This window comes from Halomonas sp. 1513, assembly GCA_001971685.1.
Lineage (GTDB): Bacteria > Pseudomonadota > Gammaproteobacteria > Pseudomonadales > Halomonadaceae > Franzmannia.
In genome coordinates this window covers 281123-301561 of the sequence record CP019326.1, presented here as the reverse complement: position 1 = coordinate 301561, position 20439 = coordinate 281123, and the positions used below count along the sequence as shown (strand labels likewise).

Here is a 20439-nt window from a genome sequence, read left to right as displayed (position 1 = left end):
CCGAACGCCGGATTATGCTGTCTCAACGTCACGCCCATGCGCCGGGAGCCCCATGGTGATCCGCTACAATCTCTGGCTGGACCCCGACAACACCGCCCAGCACCGTGCGGTGGAAGCCGACCTGGAGCGCTACTTCATGGAGCGCTTCGCCGACTACCCGCACATCCGCTTGTTCGGGGCCGATCCCTACGATTATGATGCCCCGTTCAATCGTCTCTACGACGTGCTGATGGCCCGCGCCGCCGAGTACTGCGAGCGCCAGTGGCGCTACGTGGCGACCCCGGTGCAGCTCAACCAGGCATTCTTTCGCGCCGTGGGCCGCTCGAACAAATTCCTGCGAGATCCCGACGATGGTGCTCCACCCCGACACGATACCTGATGAACGCCAGCTGACGACCATCACCCAACAGCTGGGCCGCATGCCGCGTGGCATCCAGGCCCTGGCGGCCACCGACGTCGAGGGCACGCCGCTGGTGCTGAGGATGGCCTCGATCATCGATGGCAAGCCCTTCCCGACCCTCTACTGGCTCAGCTCCGAGCGCCTCAAGGTCGAGATTTCGCACCTCGAGGCCGCCGGGGTCATCAAGTCACTGGAGGCACGCCTGCAGGAAGATCCGGCCTTTCTCGCCGCCTACCACGACTGCCATCGCGACTACGTCACCCAGCGCTGGCAGCACATGCCCAGCGAGCAGCAGGCCGAGGCCGAGCGACTCGGCTATGCGGCGCTGCTCCGCGAGCGCGGTATCGGCGGTATCGCCAACTGGGATCAGGTGCGCTGCCTGCACACCCAGTACGCGCACCACCTGTGCGGACACAACGTGATCGGCCAGTGGCTGGACGCCGAGTACGGCATCGCCGACTGCCTGCCCTGAGTCCAGGACGATGCTAGGATAGAGGGCCATTCAAGGAGGGCGTCATGGCCAATATCTGTGTCTATCTCGGCTCACGCGAGGGTCGCGAGCCAGCTTTTCGCACTGCCACCGAAGCCTTGGGCGCCGAGATCGCCCGGCGCGGTCATCGGCTGGTCTACGGCGGGGCGCGCATCGGCCTGATGGGGGCACTGGCGGATGCCGCCATGGCCGAGGGCGGGGAAGTGATCGGCGTGATGCCGCACCACCTGGTCGAGCGTGAGCAGGCCCACCACGGCCTCACCGAACTGATTCGCGTGGCCAACATGCATGAACGCAAGGCCAGCATGGCGGCCCGCGCCGACGCCTTCATCGCCCTGCCCGGCGGCATCGGCACCCTGGAGGAGCTGTTCGAGGCCTGGACCTGGCAATATCTCGGCCTGCACGAGAAACCCATCGGCGTACTCGACACCCAGGGCTTTTATGCACCGTTGCTGGGCTTTCTCGACAGCACCGTGGCCCACGGCTTCCTCAATCCAGAGACTCGCGCCAAGCTGCTCTCGGCCGAGACACCCGCTGCGCTGCTGGACCACCTGGACAACCACCTGGCCGGCTGATCTAGCTCCCGCGCCGGCGATGTGCCGCGCGGGCATCCACCAGCGCCCGGGTGCGGGCATAGGTGAGCTGCAGCAGCCGCGCATCCTCCCCGGCACGGTGGCGCTGAATACCACGTTCGCGGATCAGGGTTTCCTTGGTGGCCTGCCACAGTGCCAGCTGCTCGTCGCACAGCAGGCGGCGCAGCGCCTCGAGGCGGAAACGCGGCAACATCCCAGCATGGTGAAACAGCAGCGATAGCCAGGTGTTGTCGTAGCCCCAGCTGTCGCTGTAGGCGACGCCCTCCTCGGCCAGCTCGTCATTGAGCCAGCGTGCCACCTCGATCACCGGATGCCCCTCGCGGTTCAGCCGATTGCGCGAGATGCCGTGCAGCAGCTCGGCCTTGGGATCCCAGTGGGTCCACTCATCCAACGGCTGGATCAGAAACGCGCAGCTTGAGCCGTCTGCCCGCGCCAAGCCTACCTCGATCGGGTAGCTGCCGCGTCCGAACCCGGACGCTTCGATATCCAGCAGGGTAGGCAAGGCCACGTGGTAGGCATCCTCTTAAAAGGCATAGGCCCGATCGAGCGCTCGATCAGGCCTATAGGGTAAGGGCTAAGCGCACTGCGGTCACTAGTGGCGGGTGGCCGCCTCGGGTATATCGATGCCGGCATGCTGGTCAGCCAGGCGCTGCCAGTACTCGGCGCGCTGACAGTCGACCGCCAACCCCAGCTGCCCGTGGCGATAGGCGTCGGCCAAGCGTGCCGCCGCCAGCGCATGACCGGCTTCCCCGGCACGCGCATACCAGGTCACCGCGTGGTCGTCACGCCGCGGATACTGGGCGCAACCGTGCTCGTAGATCGCGCCGGCCTGGTACTGGGCGCGCTCATCGCCGCTGTGGGCGGCCTGCAGCACATAGCGCGCCCCCTTGGCCTTGTCCTGGGGGCTGGCACCACGATGAAACAGCATGTGGCCGTACACCGACAGCGCTGCCGTATGGCCGGCATCGGCACAGCGCTGGAAGAGATGCATGGTCAGACGCTGAGTGCGCGGCGAGCGCGGCAGCCAACGGGTATGAAACAGCTGCTCCGCCAGGCGATACTCAAGACGGGTGAACAGTGAAGATGCCTGCGGCATGGCAAACAACCTTGATCCTGTAAACGGTGCGATGATCCTGCCGGCACTACCCTGTACCTGATCATCACGCGCTTGACGACTGGCTCTTCGGGCTCCGCCGGGCCAACGGGTCGCAAGCATACGCCCCCTGCACAGGCGACTCAACCCCGGAGATTTGCCGCTTTGGTAGCCCCCCGCTACCATGCCTTTGGCACCTGTTCCGTTCTTTTCCCGACCCGGAGTGACGAATGCAGATTCGACCCCTTGGCGACACCGGTATCGACGTCAGTCGGCTATGCCTTGGCACCATGACCTTTGGCGAGCAGAACAGCGAGGCCGAAGCCCATGAGCAGCTCGACCGCGCCGTGGCGTTCGGCATCAACTTCATCGACACCGCCGAGATGTACCCGGTGCCGCCCAAGGCCGACACCCAGGGCCGCACCGAGGCCTATATCGGTAGCTGGCTCAAGCGCCGCGGCGCCCGCGACGACGTGATCATCGCCACCAAGGCGGCGGGGCCCGGCCTCGAGCATATCCGCGGCGGTCCGCGCATGTCCCACGCACACATTCACAAGGCGGTAGACGCCAGCCTGGCTCGGCTGCAGACCGACTATATCGACCTTTACCAGTTGCACTGGCCGGATCGCAGTACCAACTATTTTGGCCGCCTCGGCTATGAGCACGACGAGGATGAGGATGCCATCCCGCTTGAAGAGACCCTGGCTGCGCTCAAGGAACTGGTAGATGCCGGCAAGGTGCGCGCCATTGGCCTCTCCAACGAGACGCCGTGGGGCGTGATGCGCTGCCTGCGGCTGGCTGAGACGATCGGTGTGCCCCGCGTTGCCAGCGTACAGAACCCCTACAACCTGCTCAATCGCAGCTTCGAGGTGGGCCTGGCCGAGATCGCCCACCGCGAGGGTGTCGGCCTGCTGGCCTATTCTCCGCTGGGTTTCGGGGTGCTGTCCGGCAAGTACCTCGACGGTGCTCGCCCGCCCAAGGGCCGCCTGACGCTCTTTGAACGCTTCAAGCGCTACACCTCCGAGGTCGCCGAAGACGCTACGCGCGCCTATGTGCATATCGCCCGCGAACACGGCCTTGATCCCGCCCAAATGGCGCTGGCCTACGTCAACTCACGTCCGTTCCTGACCAGCAATATCATCGGCGCCACCAACATGGAGCAGCTCGAGGCCAACCTGGCCAGCGAGTCGCTGAGGCTCGATCAGGAAGTGATCGAGGCCATCGAGGCGGTTCATCGCCGCTTGCCCAATCCCTGCCCCTGAGACCCGAGGCGCGGCCTATCATCGCGATAGCCGCGCCCACCCAGCGGGCTTGATATACTGGCGCCAACATTTCGGGTTACAAGGAGCGCCCCATGCTGAGCGTCATATCCCCCGCCAAGACACTCGATTTCGAGACCTCGCCCTCGACCACGACCCACAGCCTGCCGGACTACCTCGACCACAGCCAGCAGCTGATCGACATCCTGCGCGACTACTCTCCGCAGCGGCTCTCGGAACTGATGGGTATCAGTGACAAGCTGGCCGGCCTCAACGCCGCCCGCTTCGCCGAGTGGCAGCCGCCGTTCGACCTCGACAACGCCAAGCAGGCCGCCCAGGCCTTCCAGGGCGACGTCTACGCTGGCCTGGAGGCCGAGACCTTCAGTGAGGAGGACAACGTCTTCGCGCAAGAGCATCTGCGTATTCTTTCCGGCCTCTACGGCCTGCTCAAGCCGCTCGACCTGATCCAGCCCTATCGCCTGGAGATGGGCACTCGCCTGCCAAATGCGGCCGGCAAGGACCTCTACGCCTTCTGGAAGCAGACCCTCACCCGCGAGCTCGACCAGGCCATTGCGCGTAGCGGTTCACGGGTGCTGGTCAACCTGGCCTCCAACGAGTACTTCAAGGCCATCGACGCCAAGGCCCTCGACGCCGAGGTCATCACCCCGGTGTTCAAGGATGCCAAGAACGGCCAGTACAAGATCATCAGCTTCTATGCCAAGAAGGCCCGCGGGCTGATGAGCGCCTGGATCATTCGCCAGCGCCTCAACGATGCCGAAGACCTCAAGCACTTCGATGTCGCCGGCTATCGCTATAATGCCGCCATGTCTGAAGGCAAGACGCTGGTATTCACCCGCGAAGAGGGCGCTAGCTGAAGTTCAGCGGGCGAACTGCGCGTTCACGCAGGAAACGGCGGTGGATATCCTTGAAGCGCGCATCGTCGCAGCGCTTGAGCCACTCATAGGCGACCATGTCGGCACTTACCGCCACCGCTCCCGCTTGGACGGCCCGCTGCCGAGCCAGTCGCGCCTCGTCACGACGGCGGCTGACCGTGGCCTCATCCAGCCAGAACACCGCGTAGCCCGCCTCGAGCAGGCCAAGGGCGGTCTGCAGCACGCAAATATGCGCCTCTGCGCCGCACAGCACGACCTGGCGACGGCCGCTGGCCGCCAGCGCCTCGGCTAGCGGCGCCTCGTCCATTGCGCCGAAGTGTGACTTCTGCCAGCACTGCGCATGCGGTAACGCCTCGAGCAAGCGCGGGTCGCTATGCCCAAGGCCTGCCGGATACTGCTCGGTCAACCAAACCGGCACCTCCACCTGCGTAGCCAGACGGCCCAGCCACACCGCCTCGGTAACCGCTTGCTCACCGCCATCGATCACCGGCAGCAGCCGCGCCTGCAGATCGACCAGCATCACCAGACTCTCTTCCAGCACCATGCGCATTGTGCGTCCTCATCTCGACCTGCGGGCATTCAGCATAGCCCCGCAACAGGGTATTCTAGAAGCCTACCGATGACCGATGAAGAGACCTCGTACGATGCGCAATCTGTTTGTGATGCTGCTGGTGGGCATGATGGGCTTCGGCCTTGCCATTGAATATGCCGAGGCGCGCCGCATGGGCGGCGGCGGTAATATCGGCAGTTTTTCGCGCTCCGCCGATCGCCCCGCCTCGACGCCGGCCCAGGCCGGACAGCCCGCCAATGCCGCACAGGCAGGCGCTCGCGCCGGAGGCATGGGCGGGATGATGGGCGGACTGTTGGCCGGCGGACTCCTGGCAGCACTGTTCTTCGGCGGCGCCTTCGATGAACTTCGTCTGATGGATATCCTGCTAATGGCGGGGCTGGGCTTTCTGCTGTTCAGGCTGCTGGCGCGCCGTCGGCTGGCCGCGGCCGGCAACTCCCCGTCGGCCCCTCATGGCGAGGCCCGCGCTCAGGCGTTCCAGGCCGCCCCCGGGGCGATGCTGGGCGGTGGCAGCGAGCTGGGCAGCCTGCCGGCCTGGTTTGACAAGGAGCGCTTCCTCGGCGGTGCCAAGGAGCACTTCATGACCCTGCAGCGAGCCTGGGACAACAATGACCTAAGCGGCATTCAGGAGTATGTGACGCCGGAACTCTATAACCTGCTGCGCGAGGAGCGCGCCCAGCACCCGGCCAACAACCAAACCGAGGTCATTCGCCTATTCGCCGAACTCGGTGATGTACGTGAGATTGGCAAGCAAGCTGAAGCCACGGTGATCTTCCACGGCATTCTCGAGGAAAACGGCACCCAGACCGAATTCAATGAGACCTGGCACCTAACGCGCGACCTGCGTGATGGCGCCCCCTGGTACCTGCAAGGTATCGAACAGAACGCCGGACACTGAATGCCAGTGTATTAGCCAAGACAAAGGCCAGGCATTGCCTGGCCTTTGTGATGATTCTATTGCGTAAATCTATGCGCTTAGTTCTGGGCGTCTTCGGCGCTGTCTTGAATATCCTCGCCCAGCTCCTCCATGCCTTCCCCAGCATCTTCCATGGCATCGTCGATATTCTCACCCGCTTCCTCTGCCGGGCCTTGATCGTCGCAAGCCGCAACCCCACCAAGGACCATGGCCATCAACACGGCTAGTCCAAGTTTCCGCAGCATCGTCGTCTTCATCCTGGTCTCCTCCTGAGAACATCGGGCATGCCTTGATCTTCGTTACGCTGACCAAGCGGCCGATTATTGCGCGAGCCACCGAGACTAGCAAAATATCCCGCCTAGTATCCAGCCCACCGAATAAAGAGAGCTAGCCCCAAACGACGAAGCCCCGATCTCTGCGAGAACGGGGCGTCTGGACATGAAAAAAACCCCAAGCACAGGATGCTTGGGGTTTTCTCGGTATAGGTGCCTGACGATGTTCGGGGCGGCCTTCCGCTACTCTACTCGTCTCATCCTGAGACTCGCCCTTCGGGCCCGCTAAAGCGGTTCCCGTTTGTTCCCGACAAACGGGGTCCATGGGAGACCCCCAAACGACGAAGCCCCGACCAATGGCCGGGGCTTCTAAATAAGTGCCTGACGATGACCTACTCTCGCATGGGGAGACCCCACACTACCATCGGCGCTGAGCGGTTTCACTGCTGAGTTCGGCATGGGATCAGGTGGTTCCCGCACGCTATGGTCGTCAGGCGAAAAACGTGGGAATCATGCCAACCAATACGTCTCAACGCATCCGTCAATTGTCGCGTAATCCACAGACCCCTTGGGGTTATATGGTCAAGCCTCACGGGCCATTAGTACACGTTAGCTCAACACATTGCTGTGCTTCCACACCGTGCCTATCAACCAGCTAGTCTCGCTGGGCCCTTCAGGAGGCGTAAAGCCTCAGGGAAGTCTCATCTTGAAGGGGGCTTCCCGCTTAGATGCTTTCAGCGGTTATCCTGTCCGCACATAGCTACCCGGCAATGCCACTGGCGTGACAACCGGAACACCAGAGGTGCGTCCACTCCGGTCCTCTCGTACTAGGAGCAGCTCTTCTCAAACTTCCGACGCCCACGGCAGATAGGGACCGAACTGTCTCACGACGTTCTAAACCCAGCTCGCGTACCACTTTAAATGGCGAACAGCCATACCCTTGGGACCGACTTCAGCCCCAGGATGTGATGAGCCGACATCGAGGTGCCAAACACCGCCGTCGATGTGAACTCTTGGGCGGTATCAGCCTGTTATCCCCGGAGTACCTTTTATCCGTTGAGCGATGGCCCTTCCATACAGAACCACCGGATCACTAGAACCTACTTTCGTACCTGCTCGACGTGTCTGTCTCGCAGTTAAGCACCCTTATGCTCTTGCACTCAATGCACGATTTCCAACCGTGCTGAGGGTACCTTCGTGCTCCTCCGTTACTCTTTGGGAGGAGACCGCCCCAGTCAAACTACCCACCACACACTGTCCTCGACCCGGATAACGGGCCTGAGTTAGAACGCCAATGATGCCAGGCTGGTATTTCAAGGTTGGCTCCACCCGAACTGGCGTCCGGGTTTCTAAGCCTCCCAGCTATCCTACACAAGCAACATCAGCATCCAGTGTGAAGCTATAGTAAAGGTTCACGGGGTCTTTCCGTCTAGCCGCGGGTACACAGCATCTTCACTGCGATTTCAATTTCACTGAGTCTCGGGTGGAGACAGCGTGGCCATCATTACGCCATTCGTGCAGGTCGGAACTTACCCGACAAGGAATTTCGCTACCTTAGGACCGTTATAGTTACGGCCGCCGTTTACCGGGGCTTCGATCAAGAGCTTCGCCTTGCGGCTAACACCATCAATTAACCTTCCGGCACCGGGCAGGCGTCACACCCTATACGTCCGCTTACGCGTTTGCAGAGTGCTGTGTTTTTAATAAACAGTTGCAGCCACCTGGTATCTTCGACCGCCTCGTGCTCGGGGAGCAAGTCCCTTCACACTAACGCGGCGTGCCTTCTCCCGAAGTTACGGCACCATTTTGCCTAGTTCCTTCACCCGAGTTCTCTCAAGCGCCTTAGGATTCTCACCCTGACCACCTGTGTCGGTTTGGGGTACGGTCTCACATGGTCTGAAGCTTAGAGGCTTTTCCTGGAAGCGTGGCATCAGTGACTTCCAGACCGTGGTCTGTTCGTCTCGTCTCTCGGCCTTGAGGATCCGGATTTGCCTAAACCCTCAGCCTACCGACTTTCACCAGGACAACCAACGCCTGGCTCACCTAGCCTTCTTCGTCCCCCCATCGCAACCATGTCAGGTACGGGAATATTGACCCGTTTCCCATCGACTACGCCTTTCGGCCTCGCCTTAGGGGCCGACTCACTCTGCTCTGATTAGCATCGAACAGAAACCCTTGGTCTTCCGGCGGGGGAGTTTTTCACTCCCCTTGTCGTTACTCATGTCAGCATTCGCACTCGTGATACCTCCAGCAGACTTCTCAATCCACCTTCATCGGCTTACACGACGCTCCTCTACCGCTCATCCCTAAGGATGAACCCGTAGCTTCGGTACCTGGTTTAGCCCCGTTACATCTTCCGCGCAGGCCGACTCGACTAGTGAGCTATTACGCTTTCTTTAAAGGATGGCTGCTTCTAAGCCAACCTCCTAGCTGTCTGAGCCTTCCCACATCGTTTCCCACTTAACCAGGATTTCGGGACCTTAGCTGACGGTCTGGGTTGTTTCCCTTTTCACAACGGACGTTAGCACCCGCTGTGTGTCTCCCACGCTCGCACTCACCGGTATTCGGAGTTTGCCTCGGGTTGGTAAGTCGGGATGACCCCCTAGCCGAAACAGTGCTCTACCCCCGGCGGTGATACGTGAGGCGCTACCTAAATAGCTTTCGAGGAGAACCAGCTATCTCCGGGCTTGATTAGCCTTTCACTCCGATCCACAAGTCATCCAAATCTTTTTCAACAGATCCTGGTTCGGTCCTCCAGTTGATGTTACTCAACCTTCAACCTGCTCATGGATAGATCGCCCGGTTTCGGGTCTATATCCAGCGACTGGTCGCCCAGTTAAGACTCGGTTTCCCTACGCCTCCCCTATACGGTTAAGCTCGCCACTGAATATAAGTCGCTGACCCATTATACAAAAGGTACGCGGTCACCGAACATGTCGGCTCCCACTGCTTGTACGCACACGGTTTCAGGATCTATTTCACTCCCCTCTCCGGGGTTCTTTTCGCCTTTCCCTCACGGTACTGGTTCACTATCGGTCAGCCAGGAGTATTTAGCCTTGGAGGATGGTCCCCCCGTCTTCAGTCAAGGTTTCACGTGCCCCGACCTACTCGATTTCACGTGATCAGATTTTCGGCTACGGGACTATCACCCACTATGGTCGAGTTTCCCAACTCGTTTGCCTAATCAGTCACACGCTTAAGGGCTGGTCCCCGTTCGCTCGCCGCTACTAGGGGAATCTCGGTTGATTTCTTTTCCTCAGGGTACTTAGATGTTTCAGTTCCCCTGGTTCGCCTCCCAACACCTATGGATTCAGTGTGGGATACCCAGCTTATGCTGGGTGGGTTTCCCCATTCAGAAATGCCCGGGTCACAGGTCGTTTGCCACCTCACCGAGCCTTATCGCAGGCTTCCACGTCTTTCATCGCCTCTGGCTGCCTAGGCATCCACCGTGTGCGCTTAATCGCTTGACCATATAACCCGAAAGGGTCTGGTCTGCGATTACGTACGACAATTGCCGGATACGCTTGAAACGTATCTTGCATTTCTCCTTGCGGAGAAATTTGTCAGCATGATTCACATTGTTAAAGAGCAGACTGTCAATCGACAGTCATAAACCGGTCATCGTCTGATGCGATGGTGGCTTATGACTGTAGATCCGATCAGGTAATTCGACTGTTGGACGCTAGCGGCCAAACGATCTGAGGCAAGGCGAAAGGCGACGACGCATAGTGCGCTATGCGAGGAGACTTTCAACGTAGCATCAGGAAGTTTGGTGGAGCCAAGCGGGATCGAACCGCTGACCTCCTGCGTGCAAGGCAGGCGCTCTCCCAGCTGAGCTATGGCCCCCTATCAACATCCACTCCGATGAAGGAGAAAATGTAATTTCGTCGGAGACAAGGCGCTTTGGGCCGACGCATAGCCTGCTATGCGAGGTTCAAAGCAACGCCGTATCCGGCGAAATTTGGTGGGTCTGGGCAGATTTGAACTGCCGACCTCACCCTTATCAGGGGTGCGCTCTAACCAACTGAGCTACAGACCCGGCACTGTACCGTTGCAAGCTGCTGGCAACCCGCTGGCCGACCTCACCCTGCTTTCCACTTAAGGTCAGGGGGTGCGCGCTAACCAGCTGATCTACCGACCCGCTTGCAACCGCTGGGTCCTCGACCCAAACAGTCTTTGCTCTGGCCGATCAGGTAATTCATTGTGAGCACTTGCCGACACGAGATGAATTCGTCGATAAGGAGGTGATCCAGCCGCAGGTTCCCCTACGGCTACCTTGTTACGACTTCACCCCAGTCATGAACCACACCGTGGTGATCGCTCCCCCGAGGGTTAAGCTAACCACTTCTGGTGCAGTCCACTCCCATGGTGTGACGGGCGGTGTGTACAAGGCCCGGGAACGTATTCACCGTGACATTCTGATTCACGATTACTAGCGATTCCGACTTCACGGAGTCGAGTTGCAGACTCCGATCCGGACTGAGGCAGGCTTTATGGGATTAGCTCCACGTCGCCGTCTTGCAACCCTTTGTACCTGCCATTGTAGCACGTGTGTAGCCCTACCCGTAAGGGCCATGATGACTTGACGTCGTCCCCACCTTCCTCCGGTTTGTCACCGGCAGTCTCCCTAGAGTTCCCGACCGAATCGCTGGCAAATAGGGACAGGGGTTGCGCTCGTTACGGGACTTAACCCAACATTTCACAACACGAGCTGACGACAGCCATGCAGCACCTGTCTTTCGGTTCCCGAAGGCACACCAAGATCTCTCTCGGCTTCCGAAGATGTCAAGGGTAGGTAAGGTTCTTCGCGTTGCATCGAATTAAACCACATGCTCCACCGCTTGTGCGGGCCCCCGTCAATTCATTTGAGTTTTAACCTTGCGGCCGTACTCCCCAGGCGGTCGACTTATCGCGTTAACTGCGCCACTAAGAACTCGAGGCTCCCAACGGCTAGTCGACATCGTTTACGGCGTGGACTACCAGGGTATCTAATCCTGTTTGCTACCCACGCTTTCGCACCTCAGTGTCAGTGTCAGTCCAGAAGGCCGCCTTCGCCACTGGTATTCCTCCCGATCTCTACGCATTTCACCGCTACACCGGGAATTCTACCTTCCTCTCCTGCACTCTAGCATGACAGTTCCGGATGCCGTTCCCAGGTTGAGCCCGGGGCTTTCACAACCGGCTTATCACGCCACCTACGCGCGCTTTACGCCCAGTAATTCCGATTAACGCTCGCACCCTCCGTATTACCGCGGCTGCTGGCACGGAGTTAGCCGGTGCTTCTTCTGTGAGTGATGTCCTTCCTCGAGCGTATTAAGCCCAAGGCCTTCTTCCTCACTGAAAGTGCTTTACAACCCGAAGGCCTTCTTCACACACGCGGCATGGCTGGATCAGGGTTGCCCCCATTGTCCAATATTCCCCACTGCTGCCTCCCGTAGGAGTTCGGGCCGTGTCTCAGTCCCGATGTGGCTGATCATCCTCTCAGACCAGCTACGGATCGTCGCCTTGGTGAGCCTTTACCTCACCAACAAGCTAATCCGACATAGGCTCATCCGATAGCGCAAGGTCCGAAGAGCCCCTGCTTTCTCCCGTAGGACGTATGCGGTATTAGCCTGGGTTTCCCCAGGTTATCCCCCACTATCGGGCAGATTCCTATGCATTACTCACCCGTCCGCCGCTCGTCAGCATCCAGCAAGCTGGATCTGTTACCGCTCGACTTGCATGTGTTAGGCCTGCCGCCAGCGTTCAATCTGAGCCATGATCAAACTCTTCAGTTTCAATCAATGCGGTTCTTGCTCACCCAGCATCCGAAGACACCAGGCAAAAGCGAACCAATCTTGGCTCAAGGTTCAAACGTTTACTCAATTCCGATCCGAAGATCGGTGACGAGTCGCTTGCCTTGATGATGTGGTGACTGATCACCTCGTCATCGACAAGCGCCCACATGAATTACCTGATCGATTGTTAAAGAGCGTCTCGCTGTTGCCGTGGCTCGTGAAGAGCCGCCAGCGCCCGGCGAGGAAGGCGTATTCTACTGAAACGGTGCGGCTTGTCAAGCCTCGGCGGTGGCGATCAGTGCGACCACATCGCAGCGAACTCCGCCTGCCCGAGCGTCTTGCGACGCGCCGTTCGAGTGGGGCGCATTCTACCGTTTCCGGCGGGCCTGTCAATCGCTTTTCTTCTCAGCTCGACAAGAAAAACCCAACAAAACCAACTGCTTGCCCCTCTCTCTACCGCTGCCTACGTATGCCCGTCGGCAGCAGCGGATGCGTACTTTACGGCTTTACCGTGAGGCCCGCAAGCCCTTTTTGACAGAAAACTTATCCACACCCTGCCGCCTACCGCCGACTGTGGACAAAACCACTGGCGAAGGGAGCGCTGTAGACGACAACGCCCGCGCGGTGAACTGACCCCCAATAGTTGGACGGCTCATTCAGTCGGCGCTCAAGGCCTGAGTCCTGTACTGCACAGGGCTCAGGCCTTTTAATTTCATCTTGATACGCTCGTGGTTGTAGTAATGGATGTAACGGTCGAGGCCTTGCTGCAGCTGCTCTATGGTGTCGAACCGGTTCAAATGGAAGTATTCAGCCTTCAGGGTGCCGAAGAAGCTCTCCATCGCAGCATTGTCCAGACAGTTCCCTTTCCGTGACATGCTACGGAGTATCCGCTTCTCCACCACTAGGCGGCGATATCTGGGGTGGCGATAATGCCAGCCCTGATCCGAGTGGAGCAGCGGCCGGTCCCCCGCGATCAGCCTGCTAAAGGCTTTCTTGAGCATACCCTTCACCAGGTCGAACACCGGGCGTGGCCCTGTCTGGAAGGCAATGATCTCTCCGTTATATAGATCCATGACCGGTGACAGGTAGAGCTTCTGGCCATTGACCTTGAATTCGGTGATGTCTGTCACCCACCGTTGATGGGGACGCTGAGCCTGAAACCGACGCTGCAACGTATTCGGGGCGGCGTAGCCTTCCGCGCCTCGGTAGGCACGATACCGCTTAGGGCGAACCAGGGACTTCAAGCCTAGCTGTTGCATCAACCGCTGGACGGTCTTGTGGTTGATCGCCTCACCTGCCTGCCGCAGAACGGAGGTGATGCGACGGTAGCCATAGCGCCCTTTGTGGCGGTCGTAGATCGCCCGGATACGCGCCTTCAGAGCCGCGTACCGATCGTCAGCGTCCAAGGCCTTGATCTGGTAGTAGAACGTGCTGCGCGGCAGCTCGGCCGCACGCAGCAGCAGCGCCAGTGAGTGCTCATGCCTTAATCCTTGGACGGCTTGGGCTTTTTGCCCCGCGTCGTCGCCCGCTTTTCCTGGATCAAGGCATCGAGCTTTTTTAAGTAGGCATTCTCTGCCCGTAGATAGGCCAGTTCCTCGAGCAGTTCCTCATGGGAGCGCTCCTCATCGGCGCAAGGCTTGGGCGGTGATGGGGGCTTCTGGGGCATGGGGCGGCGTCCCTTACGCTTTGGGGCTAACGCGGTCAGACCCCCACTATGATATTGGCGTTCCCATCTGCCAATAGCGCCAGCGGCACGGATATCAAACAGGGCCTCGGCCTGACGGATCGACAAGCCGTCGCGCCACATCCTTTCCAGCACCTCACGCTTGAACGATGAGCCGTAGTGGTGGCGCGTCTGGCGTAACCCTGAAGGACCATGCTGCCGGTAATGCTCCAGCCATCGCCGGACCATGGAATAATCCAGCTCAAGCTGGCGGGCTACCTCCTTTATGCTGCCCCCCACGCGCAGACATTGCTGCACCACCTGCCACTTGAACTGCTCGCTATATCGATTCCTCATAGAAACACCCCGAAGGTTGGGTTGGATGTCCAACTTTCGGGGTGCAGTTCACAGGGCGGGCGTTGGCTGTCAGCAAGGCAGTCGATTTGGCTAGCGGATGACCACCCGGGCATAGCGCTTCTTGCCGGCCTGAATGACGTAGGCCTTACCGGTATCGAGCATATGCTCCTTGGCCACTACGTCGCCGTCGACCTTGACCCTGCCGTTGCCCAGCATGTCCTTGGCCTGGGCGCTATTGTTGGCGAGCCCCGAGCGATTGAGTACCGCGGCGATCGGCGCCTGGGGACTACCTTCGAAATCGACCTCGACCTCGGGCAGGTCCTCCGGCAGCTCGCCCTCGGCGAGCTGGTTGCCGGCCGACTTGTGGGCATTGGCCGCCGCCTCTTCGCCGTGGTAGCGGGCGATCAGTTCCCGGGCCAGGATCATCTTGATGTCGCGCGGGTTGGCGCCCTGCTCGGCGTCGCGCTTGAGTGCCTCGATCTCCTCGTTGCCCTTCAACGAGAGCAGCTCGAAGTAGCGCCACATCAGGCTATCGGGCAGCGATACCAGCTTGTTGAACATGACACCCGGTGCCTCATCGACACCCACATAGTTGCCCAGCGACTTGGACATCTTCTGCACGCCGTCGAGACCTTCGAGCAGCGGCATGGTCATCACCACCTGTGGCTCCATGCCGAAGTGCTTCTGGATCTCGCGCCCCATCAGCAGGTTGAACTTCTGATCGGTACCGCCCAGCTCGATATCGGCCTCGAGCGCCACCGAGTCGTAGCCCTGCACCAGCGGGTAGAGGAACTCGTGGATCGAGATCGGCTGCCCGGACTTGTAACGCTTGTCGAAGTCGTCGCGTTCGAGCATGCGCGCCACGGTGCTCTGGGCCGCCAGCTCGATCATCTTGGCCGCCGACAGTTCGCCGAACCACTCGGCATTGAAGCGCACCTCGGTCTTGTCGGGATCGAGGATCTTGAACACCTGCTCACGATAGGTATCGGCGTTGGCCTTGACCTCGTCCTCGGTGAGCGGCTTGCGGGTGACGTTCTTGCCGGTCGGATCGCCGATGCGTCCAGTGAAATCGCCGATCAGGAAGATGACCTCATGCCCGAGATCCTGGAACTGGCGCATCTTGGTCAGCAGTACGCTGTGGCCCAGGTGCAGGTCCGGCGCCGTGGGATCGAACCCCGCCTTGATGCGCAGCTTGCGGCCAGAAGCGAGCTTCTGCTTCAGCTCGTCTTCCAGCAGAATCTCATGGGTGCCACGTTGCAACAGCGCCAGGGCGCTCGCGACATCGGTCATCGTCTCCTACTCCCGTCAAGGCGGTGAATCCGGCAAGCCAGACTGGCTCACAAAATGATGCGCAATGGTAGCATGTCTTATCCACTATCGGTGACGCCCTCTACCGCCACCCGCCCGCAGGGAGCCGCGCATGCCACGTTTTCTGGGATTGATGTCGGGCACCAGCCTCGACGCCATCGATGCGGCGCTGCTGCACGTCGACGCCGCCGGCCGGCTGCACCTCGAGCAGACCCACGCCGAACCGTTGCCGCCGGCGCTGCGCCAGCGGCTGCTCAGGCTGTGCCAGGCCGAGTCGGTGAGCTTTGCCGAGCTGGCCTATCTCGAGGATGCCTTCTGCCGCCACCAGGCCACTGCCGTACACAAGCTGCTCACCGCGGCCGGATTGAGGGCAGGTGATATCGAGGCCATCGGCAGCCACGGCCAGACCGTCGAGCACGCCCCCTACGGGCACAGCGGCGGCCCGGCCTATACGCTGCAGCTCGACAACCCCAGCCTGCTGGCCGAGCTTACCGGCTGCACGGTGGTCGCCGATTTCCGCCGCCGCGACCTGGCCGCCGGTGGGCAGGCCGCCCCGCTGGCCCCGGCCTTCCACGAGGCGGTGTTTCGCCACCCCACGGAGTGGCGACTGGTGCTCAACCTGGGCGGCTTTGCCAACTTGACCCTGCTGCCGCCGCTGGACAGCGAGGCCCAGGTGATCGGCTTCGATAGCGGGCCCGCCAACGCCCTGCTAGATGCCTGGCACCAGCGCCACCGCGGCGGGAGCTTCGATGCCGACGGCGCCTGGGCGGCCTCGGGAAGGGTCGATGAGCCATTGCTCGAGCGCCTGCTGGGCGAGCCGTTCTTTCACCGCCCGCCGCCGCGCAGCACCGGTCGCGAGGTGTTTCACCTCGCCTGGCTCGAAGGCCATCTTACCGGCAAGGAGACTCCGGTTGACGTGCAGGCGACCCTGGCGGAATTGACCGCCACCAGCGTGGCGCTGGGTGTCGAGATGGCGCGGGAAGTGAGCGCCGCGCCATCGGCGTCAGCGCTCATCCCCTGCGGCGGCGGTGCCCACAACCGTGACCTGCTCGGTCGCCTGGCTCGCCACCTGCCCGATACCGCCCTGGTACCCAGCAGCGACTGGGGCTGGCCGGCCGACTGGCTCGAGGCCGCGGCCTTCGCCTGGCTGGCCTGGCGGCGCCTCGCCGAGCGCCCCGGCAACCTGCCCTCGGTGACCGGCGCCGCCGGACCGCGGGTGCTGGGCGGCCTCTATTCCGCCTAGAAGTCGTCTTCGTCGCGTAACTTTAGATGGCCGGCATCCTCTTTGAGCTGCTCGATGCCGCCGCTATCGCCGAACTTGATCATCAAGCGCAGGTCGTTGGCCGAGTCGGCGTGCACCAGCGCCACCTCCTGGCTGATCACGCCCTCACGGTAGAGGTCATAGAGCGCCTGATCGAAGGTCTGCATGCCCAGGTCGCGAGAGCGCGCCATGATGTTCTTGATCTCGCCTACGTCGCCCTTGCGAATCAGGTCGCTGATCAGCGGCGAGCGCAGCATGATCTCGATCGCCGCGCGCCGCCCGCCGTCCAGGGTCGGCAGCAATTGCTGGGCGACGATGGCCTGCAGGTTGAGCGACAGGTCGAGCCAGATCTGGTCGTGTCGCTCGGCGGGAAAGAAATTGATGATGCGGTCCAGCGCCTGGTTGGCATTGTTGGCATGCAGCGTGGCCAGGCACAGGTGGCCGGTCTCGGCGAAGGTCAGCGCGTGCTCCATGGTCTCGCGGGTGCGCACCTCGCCGATCAGGATCACGTCCGGTGCCTGGCGCAGCGTATTCTTCAGCGCCACTTCGAAGGATTCGGTGTCGATGCCCACCTCGCGCTGATTGATGATCGCCTTCTTGTGCGGGTGGATGTACTCGATGGGGTCCTCGATGGTGATGATATGCCCGCCCAGGCTCTCGTTGCGCTGCTGAATCATCGACGCCAGGGTGGTCGACTTGCCGGTACCGGTGCCGCCGACCACGAATACCAGGCCACGCTTGATGCCGGCCAGGTCGCCCAGGGCACTCGGCAGCGACAGCTCATCGAGATGCGGGATATCGAAGGCGATCCGGCGCAGCACCATGGCCGGCTGGTTGCGCTGCTGGAAGGCGCTGACGCGAAAGCGTCCCTGCCCTGGCAGGCTCAACGCGAAGTTGGCCTCCTGCTCGGCGGCAAAGCGCTGGCGCTGGTTGTCGGGCATGGCGGCCTTGACCAGCTCGGTGACCTGGGCCTGGGACAAGCCCTGCTCGCCCAGCGCGGTGAGCTTACCGGCCACCTTCAGCGTCGGCGGTGCGCCGACCGAGATCAGCAGGTCGGACGCCTGCTGGTCGACGATAATCTGCAGCAACTGCTGCAACCACTCATTGGCGGTCATGGTGCCCCCTTGCGCATGGCGTTATTGTGGGTCGAGTCAAGTGCTCAAGGTGCTCTTGGCCTTGGCCTGGGCCTCTTCGCGGGTCACCGAGCCCTCGCCAATCAGCTTGGCCAGCGAGGCGTCGAGGGTCTGCATGCCCAGGTTGCCGCCGGTCTGGATCGCCGAGTAGATCTGCGCCACCTTGTCTTCACGGATCAGGTTGCGCACCGCCGAGGTGGCGACCAATATCTCGTGGGCAGCGATACGCCCCCCGCCCTGGCGCTTGAGCAGCGTCTGCGACACCACCCCCTGCAGCGACTCGGAGAGCATCGAACGCACCATCGCCTTCTCGTCGCCGGGGAACACGTCGATGATACGGTCGATGGTCTTGGCCGCCGACGTGGTGTGCAGGGTGCCGAACACCAGGTGACCGGTTTCGGCGGCGGTCAGCGCCAGGCGGATAGTTTCCAGGTCACGCATCTCGCCGACCAGGATGACATCCGGGTCCTCACGCAGAGCACTGCGCAGCGCCGGGGCAAAGCCGTGGGTATCACGATGCACTTCACGCTGGTTGATCAGGCAGCGCTTGCTGCGGTGCACGAATTCCACCGGGTCCTCGATGGTCAGGATATGGTCGTAGCGGGTGTCGTTGATGAAGTCGATGAGTGCCGCAAGCGTGGTACTCTTGCCCGAGCCGGTGGGGCCGGTAACCAGCACCAGGCCGCGCGGCAGCAGGGCCAGGCGGCGGAACACATCGCCCAGCCCCAGGTCCTCCATGGTCAGCACCTCGGAGGGGATGGTACGGAACACCGCACCGGCGCCGCGGCCGTGATTGAAGGCGTTGACGCGGAAACGCGCCACGCCCGGCACCTCGAAGGAGAAGTCGGTTTCGAGGAACTCCTCGTAGTCGCGGCGCTGGCGATCCCCCATGATGTCGTAGATCAGCTTGCGCACCTCGCGGTCGTCCATGGCCGCCACGTTGAGGCGGCGAATATCGCCATCGACACGGATCATCGGCGGCAGCCCCGCCGACAGGTGTAGATCAGAGGCGTTCTGCTTTGCCGAAAACGCCAGCAATTCGGTAATATCCATGGACTTTCCCCGCTCCCAGTAAGGTCGTTATCAGTATGACAGAGGTTGCGATTGACGAGACACTCGAGGCTGCGCGCCTGCGTCTGGCGCGCGCCCTGGACGCAGCGGGGCGTCCGCCTGGTGCCGCCGAGCTGCTGGCCGTGAGCAAGACCAAGCCGGCAACGCTGATTCGTGCCGCCTACGCCCGCGGGCAGCGCGCCTTCGGCGAAAACTACCTGCAGGAAGCGCTGGACAAGCAGCAATCGCTAGCCGATCTCGATGACATCGTGTGGCATTTCATTGGCCCACTGCAATCCAACAAGACCCGCCAGGTCGCCGAACACTTTAGCTGGGTGCACAGCGTCGACCGCGCCAAGATTGCCCGCCGGCTCAGCGAGCAGCGCCCTGAGCCGCTGCCGCCGCTGGACATCTGCCTGCAGGTGAACGTCAGCGACGAGCCCACCAAGGCCGGCGTCAGCCTCGCCGCGCTGCCGGCGCTGGCAGAGGCCGTCATGGCGCTACCGCGCCTGCGACTGCGCGGCTTGATGGCGATCCCTGCGCCCTGCGACGACCCACAGCGCCAGCGCGAGCCCTTTGCCCGCCTGCGCGAAGCGCTCGATGACCTCAAGGCACGCCATCCCGAGGCGCCGCTGGACGCTCTGTCGATGGGCATGAGCGACGACCTGGAGGCGGCCGTGGCCGAAGGCGCGACCCTGGTACGCCTGGGCACCGCGATCTTCGGCCAGCGCCCGCCACGAGACTGACCCGGCAACCGCCGCCAACAACCAACACCCAACTGCAAGGAGCCCCGCATGGGCAATCAACTGGGAAGCGCAGGACTGCTACTGGTCAACACCCTGGTCAACATCTACCTGTTCCTGATGATGCTGCGCTTTCTGCTGCAGGCATCCCGCGCCGACTACTACAACCCCATCAGCCAGTCGGTGGTCAAGATCACCCAGCCGGCGGTGCGCCCCTTCCAGGGCTTCCTCAGCCCGATGGGCCCCTTCGATCTGGCGACGCTGGCCTCGGCCTTCCTGATCAAGGCGGTGAGCATCGTGGTGATCCTGCAGATCGCCGGTTTCGGCATGCCGCCCATCGCCGGCACCGCCATCGCCAGCGTCGCGGCACTCGCCAACGCCATTCTCAAGATCTACTTCTTCGCGCTGATCGCGATGATCATCCTCAGTTGGGTGGCCCCCAACGCCAGCCATCCCGGGGCGCTGCTGATCATGCAGCTGGTCGAGCCGATCATGGCACCGGTGCGCAAGGTGATTCCGCCACTGGGCATGATCGATCTGTCGCCAATCGTGGTGTTCATCGGCATCAGCCTGGTCGACAGCGTCGTGGTCGGTGCGCTGACCCGCGCCGCCGGCATTCCCGGCGCCCTGGTCGGCCTGTGACAGCCAAGGAGTCGACACGTC

At 61.6% G+C, this 20439-nt stretch carries 18 protein-coding genes, 2 tRNA genes and 3 rRNA genes; 9 read left to right on the top strand and 14 right to left on the bottom strand.

Annotation, left to right across the window (positions count from 1 at the left end):
* Nucleotides 1-52 precede the first annotated feature (52 nt).
* Genes BWR19_01450 through BWR19_01440 form a run of 3 tightly spaced genes read left to right on the top strand, consistent with a single transcriptional unit; the run spans nt 53 to nt 1465 of the window.
* Complete coding sequence (locus BWR19_01450) at nt 53-379, top strand: hypothetical protein (protein ID APX91717.1); 327 nt, start codon at nt 53-55, stop codon at nt 377-379.
* Complete coding sequence (locus tag BWR19_01445) at nt 351-872, top strand: hypothetical protein (protein APX91716.1); 522 nt, start codon at nt 351-353, stop codon at nt 870-872. Before BWR19_01450 ends, BWR19_01445 begins: the two co-directional genes overlap by 29 nt.
* Nucleotides 873-916: 44 nt before the next feature.
* Entirely contained in the window at nt 917-1465 is a 549-nt protein-coding gene (locus BWR19_01440; protein ID APX91715.1) for a Rossman fold protein, TIGR00730 family, read from the top strand.
* A 1-nt stretch (nt 1466) separates the two neighbouring features.
* On the opposite strand, the gene BWR19_01435 is transcribed toward BWR19_01440, so the two are convergent.
* The gene (locus BWR19_01435) at nt 1467-1991 is read right to left on the bottom strand and encodes a hypothetical protein (protein ID APX91714.1); all 525 of its coding nucleotides are present in this window, start codon (nt 1989-1991) and stop codon (nt 1467-1469) included.
* A gap of 84 nt (nt 1992-2075) precedes the next feature.
* Nucleotides 2076-2579 (bottom strand): hypothetical protein, encoded by a 504-nt coding sequence (locus BWR19_01430; GenBank protein APX94853.1) that lies wholly within the window; start codon nt 2577-2579, stop codon nt 2076-2078.
* A gap of 227 nt (nt 2580-2806) precedes the next feature.
* On the opposite strand from BWR19_01430, the gene BWR19_01425 reads away from it, so the two are divergent.
* Together BWR19_01425 and BWR19_01420 are read left to right on the top strand one after the other, a co-directional pair.
* Entirely contained in the window at nt 2807-3838 is a 1032-nt protein-coding gene (locus BWR19_01425) for an NADP(H)-dependent aldo-keto reductase (protein APX91713.1), read from the top strand.
* Nucleotides 3839-3930: 92 nt separating this feature from the next.
* On the top strand, nt 3931-4710 hold the full coding sequence (locus BWR19_01420) for a peroxide stress protein YaaA (protein ID APX91712.1): 780 nt from the start codon (nt 3931-3933) through the stop codon (nt 4708-4710).
* On the opposite strand, the gene BWR19_01415 is transcribed toward BWR19_01420, so the two are convergent.
* Nucleotides 4703-5278 (bottom strand): isochorismatase, encoded by a 576-nt coding sequence (locus BWR19_01415; GenBank protein ID APX91711.1) that lies wholly within the window; start codon nt 5276-5278, stop codon nt 4703-4705. The two genes, BWR19_01420 and BWR19_01415, sit on opposite strands and share 8 nt — an antisense overlap.
* Before the next feature lie 94 nt (nt 5279-5372).
* On the opposite strand from BWR19_01415, the gene BWR19_01410 reads away from it, so the two are divergent.
* Nucleotides 5373-6194: a transporter gene (locus BWR19_01410; GenBank protein ID APX91710.1), complete on the top strand. Its 822-nt coding sequence runs from the start codon at nt 5373-5375 to the stop codon at nt 6192-6194.
* 77 nt (nt 6195-6271) lie between these two features.
* Here BWR19_01410 and BWR19_01405 read toward each other — a convergent pair whose 3' ends face one another.
* The 9 genes from BWR19_01405 to BWR19_01365 form a co-directional block, all read right to left on the bottom strand.
* Nucleotides 6272-6469 (bottom strand): hypothetical protein, encoded by a 198-nt coding sequence (locus tag BWR19_01405; protein ID APX91709.1) that lies wholly within the window; start codon nt 6467-6469, stop codon nt 6272-6274.
* A gap of 394 nt (nt 6470-6863) precedes the next feature.
* Nucleotides 6864-6979, bottom strand: a 5S ribosomal RNA gene (gene rrf, locus BWR19_01400).
* 68 nt (nt 6980-7047) lie between these two features.
* A 23S ribosomal RNA gene (locus BWR19_01395) occupies nt 7048-9961 on the bottom strand.
* A gap of 293 nt (nt 9962-10254) precedes the next feature.
* Nucleotides 10255-10330, bottom strand: a tRNA-Ala gene (locus BWR19_01390).
* Nucleotides 10331-10446: 116 nt separating this feature from the next.
* A tRNA-Ile gene (locus tag BWR19_01385) sits at nt 10447-10523 on the bottom strand.
* Nucleotides 10524-10714: 191 nt separating this feature from the next.
* A 16S ribosomal RNA gene (locus tag BWR19_01380) occupies nt 10715-12261 on the bottom strand.
* The 16S, 23S and 5S rRNA genes sit together here with 2 tRNA genes alongside, the layout of an rRNA operon.
* A 656-nt stretch (nt 12262-12917) precedes the next feature.
* On the bottom strand, nt 12918-13724 hold the full coding sequence (locus BWR19_01375) for a transposase (GenBank protein APX91708.1): 807 nt from the start codon (nt 13722-13724) through the stop codon (nt 12918-12920).
* A gap of 20 nt (nt 13725-13744) precedes the next feature.
* Nucleotides 13745-14281: a transposase gene (locus BWR19_01370; GenBank protein APX91707.1), complete on the bottom strand. Its 537-nt coding sequence runs from the start codon at nt 14279-14281 to the stop codon at nt 13745-13747.
* A 90-nt stretch (nt 14282-14371) separates the two neighbouring features.
* Complete coding sequence (locus BWR19_01365) at nt 14372-15571, bottom strand: tyrosine--tRNA ligase (protein ID APX91706.1); 1200 nt, start codon at nt 15569-15571, stop codon at nt 14372-14374.
* 130 nt (nt 15572-15701) lie between these two features.
* Here BWR19_01365 and BWR19_01360 point away from each other — a divergent pair, with 130 nt between their 5' ends.
* Nucleotides 15702-16832, top strand: coding sequence for an anhydro-N-acetylmuramic acid kinase (locus tag BWR19_01360; protein APX91705.1), 1131 nt, complete (start codon nt 15702-15704; stop codon nt 16830-16832).
* Here BWR19_01360 and BWR19_01355 read toward each other — a convergent pair.
* Together BWR19_01355 and BWR19_01350 are read right to left on the bottom strand one after the other, a co-directional pair.
* The gene (locus BWR19_01355; protein APX91704.1) at nt 16829-17965 is read right to left on the bottom strand and encodes a type IV pili twitching motility protein PilT; all 1137 of its coding nucleotides are present in this window, start codon (nt 17963-17965) and stop codon (nt 16829-16831) included. The two genes, BWR19_01360 and BWR19_01355, sit on opposite strands and share 4 nt — an antisense overlap.
* 36 nt (nt 17966-18001) lie before the next feature.
* Complete coding sequence (locus BWR19_01350) at nt 18002-19036, bottom strand: twitching motility protein PilT (protein APX91703.1); 1035 nt, start codon at nt 19034-19036, stop codon at nt 18002-18004.
* Between the two features lie 35 nt (nt 19037-19071).
* Between BWR19_01350 and BWR19_01345 the strand changes: the two genes are divergently transcribed.
* Nucleotides 19072-19779 carry a YggS family pyridoxal phosphate enzyme gene (locus BWR19_01345; protein APX91702.1) on the top strand — a complete coding sequence of 236 codons (708 nt, stop codon included), beginning with the start codon at nt 19072-19074 and terminating at the stop codon, nt 19777-19779.
* A 48-nt stretch (nt 19780-19827) separates the two neighbouring features.
* A complete protein-coding gene (locus tag BWR19_01340; GenBank protein ID APX91701.1) occupies nt 19828-20418 on the top strand; it encodes a YggT family protein in 591 nt (196 codons plus the stop codon).
* Nucleotides 20419-20439 lie beyond the last annotated feature (21 nt).